Genomic DNA, 2,818 nt, shown 5'->3' with positions numbered 1-2,818 from the left:
TCCTCGATCAGCACCGGCGACTACGGGATCGAGCATTGTTTGACCTGGCGATCGACAGCAAGCTGCGTGGTTGCGATGTGGTCAAGATGAGGATCGGCGATATCGTCCTTGGTGGCCATGTCCGAACCCGTGCGATCGTCGTGCAGGCGAAAACAGGCAGGCCGGTGCAATTCGAGCTAATGGCGGACGCCCGCGCAAGCTTGCTGGCATGGCTAGAGAGGCGAGGTGGTTCGCTCGCCGACTATGTCTTTCCTAGCCGCACCGATCATGCCCGCCCGCTCAGTACGCGCCAGTACGCCCGGCTGGTTGCCGAATGGGTGAATGGCATAGGGCTGCGCCGTGAAGAGTATGGGACCCACTCGCTTCGGCGGACCAAGGCTTCCATCATCTACAAGGCGTCAGGCAATCTTCGCGCGGTGCAAATCCTGCTCGGCCACGCCAAGATCGAGAATACCGTCCGCTATCTTGGCGTTGATGTGGAAGACGCTTTGACCTTGTCAGAGGGCATCGAGGTGTAACTTACGCCGGCTTCTCGCCTCTGTGAGAAGCCGGACCGGGCGGACGAGCGTCGAAAGCAGCCCTTCCGCTGCCGCCCATTAACGGACATTCCCATATCTGCTACACAGACGCAGATGGCCAAGACGCCCGACCCCAATCGTTTTCACCGAATTGTAGGCTGGGGCTTCGCTACTGGCTTTCTGATGCTTATCGGTCTGCCAGTGCTGCTAACCACCACGATGGGCGAGTGTCTGCCTCACGATCATCTACAGGTGTCGGACTGCCTTGCTAACAAGCGGATTGAGTTCTTCGCATTGATATTTGGCCTTCCGGTTCTGGCCACCGTGGTTGGCTGGCTGACATACCGATGGAGCAGATTTCTTGGCTGACTATGATGTCCTGATCCGATCGATCAGAGTAAGAAGACGAGGATCGCGAACGGCAGCTTTCGACCAAACCTGATCGTTCCGCTTACCCCCCAGATCCATCTCAATGATCAGGCACTTGCACGTATCACAGCAGCTAGACGGGCCGGCCCAGTTTAGTAGCTACGCTACTGTGCACCTTTTCCGCTGTGCGGGTGGACGAGGATGTGATTGACGTCTAGCCTTGGTCCGATTTCTCGGAGTCTTTAGCGATGCTGATAGGGCGTTGGTTAGTGGCATGCGGCCTGTTAGCCACCGCACCCCTGTCCGCCCAAGTTACGACCCCTCCTGCCGCAAAAGAGACATCGGGGCGTGATATAGTTGTCACCGCGAGCCGTACTTTGGATTATAAGAGACACGTCGACGAATGTCTTGCAACGCATTGCTCGCCTGACAGGGACATTGCCGCTACGCTTGCTCTCGCTCAAGCTCAGTTCGAAGCGGGGACATATGATGCGGCACGCGCATCCCTGTTGGCAGCAAGGCGTCGCAATGCACGGTTTGCAAAGCAATACCCGGTGGCGGTTGCTAATCTGCACCATGCTAATAGCGTGATGGCAGCGCATCTCGGCCTAGCCGACAGCGAGCTGTCCAGTGCTCTCGACACGATCAGCGCGATGAAGGCGGGCATGGCTGAAGACGATCCACGTGTGTTCCTGGAGCGGATCGAGCTTGGCGATGCCTATGCTCGCGCTGGCCGGTTTATAGGAAGCGAGAAGCAGTATGCAGGCATTGCCCGACGCGCTCACAAGCTCGGCCTCATTGAGATTGAGGGCCTTGCTCTTTTACGGGTAGCTACGCTCAAAACCCGCCTTGCCGAACAAAATCACACGGTTTTCGGCTTCGCGGCACGCCGGGCTATCGATGCGTTGATCGCGAGGCGCGAACCGGCGTTGCAGCCTTATCAAGTAGCCGGCCGGCAACTGAGTTTTCTGCTCGCTGCCCAGACGACCCCCGGGCCCGAGCTCGATCGCCTGATTGAACGATATCCAAGGCAACCCGCTGGAGCGCCTGCGTTGTTATTATACGCCCCCGCAGTTGCGCTGACCGCGTCTTCCCGGGGATCAGGTAACCGCTTCGCCCCGAACTCCAACCCTGCTGCCATGTTTAACACCGAAATGCCGCCGGTGGCGATGGGCAGCTATGTCGGACAATGGATCGATGTGGCCTTCGCGATCGGCACTGACGGGCGGATCAGTGACGCGCACATCTCGCGGCATGGCGATCATGTAGCGTTGAAGGGGGGGTGGGCCGAGCAGGTGGTCCGTTCTGTATCGGTTCGTCGCTATGCCCCGCAAGTGCAGCCAAGCTATGGACGCGAACGCTATACCTTCACCGCGAACATGGTTGCGGTGACGGGGTCGCGCCTGATGGCCCGCGATCCAACCCCGCGCTTGGTTCGCGCGGATCTTGGCCCAGAGACAACTGCATCAATGACGGCGCCCAATCTCAAGCCGGCGTCCTGAAATCCTATTGCTCTTCATCCAACGATTTTTTCCGAAATGCAGCGCCGCCGAAGCACCCGGTTACCTGAAGTTTTCAATCGGAAAGCCTAGCCGTCGTAGTCACGTCCGATTTGGCATTACGCGACGCAAGCCCACAAGTTTTGCATCAACCAGAAAACTGCAGGAGCCGGCGCATCCGTTGATTGAAAAGCCGACGCATTTGGTATGCTCGTTCGATAATCGGTTTTTCCAGGTTCGCCCCCCCAAAAGGTCAGTCCGCTTTCTACCAGGTCGCGACATTTAGGCGCTCGTCGCGTGCCGACCGTGCTTGAAAGCCGAGTGGCAGCTATCGGGCGGCAAAGCGGCCAGTCCGCAAGCGCCCACTTGCGGCTGTTCACCGCGCCGTTGACGCGGCCCGGAAGCGGACGTCCGGTTAGGGCGCGATCTGCG

3 protein-coding genes are annotated in these 2,818 nt (G+C 58.8%); all 3 read left to right on the top strand.

The genetic code is table 11. From position 1 onward, the window contains the following. The coding region (locus tag sphst_RS14565) for a tyrosine-type recombinase/integrase (protein ID WP_107045745.1) at window positions 1-518 on the top strand (518 nt) is incomplete at its 5' end. A 114-nt stretch (window positions 519-632) separates the two neighbouring features. After that, window positions 633-887: a hypothetical protein gene (locus sphst_RS14560; RefSeq protein ID WP_031393997.1), complete on the top strand. Its 255-nt coding sequence runs from the start codon at window positions 633-635 to the stop codon at window positions 885-887. 377 nt (window positions 888-1,264) lie between these two features. Further along, window positions 1,265-2,389, top strand: a complete 1,125-nt coding sequence (locus tag sphst_RS14555; RefSeq protein ID WP_159043654.1) for a hypothetical protein — start codon at window positions 1,265-1,267, stop codon at window positions 2,387-2,389. Window positions 2,390-2,818 lie beyond the last annotated feature (429 nt).

The sequence above is a fragment of the Sphingomonas sp. STIS6.2 genome (genome assembly GCF_000732685.2).
Taxonomy (GTDB): Bacteria; Pseudomonadota; Alphaproteobacteria; order Sphingomonadales; family Sphingomonadaceae; genus Sphingomonas; species Sphingomonas aerolata.
This window is presented reverse-complemented; position numbering and strand designations above follow the sequence as displayed.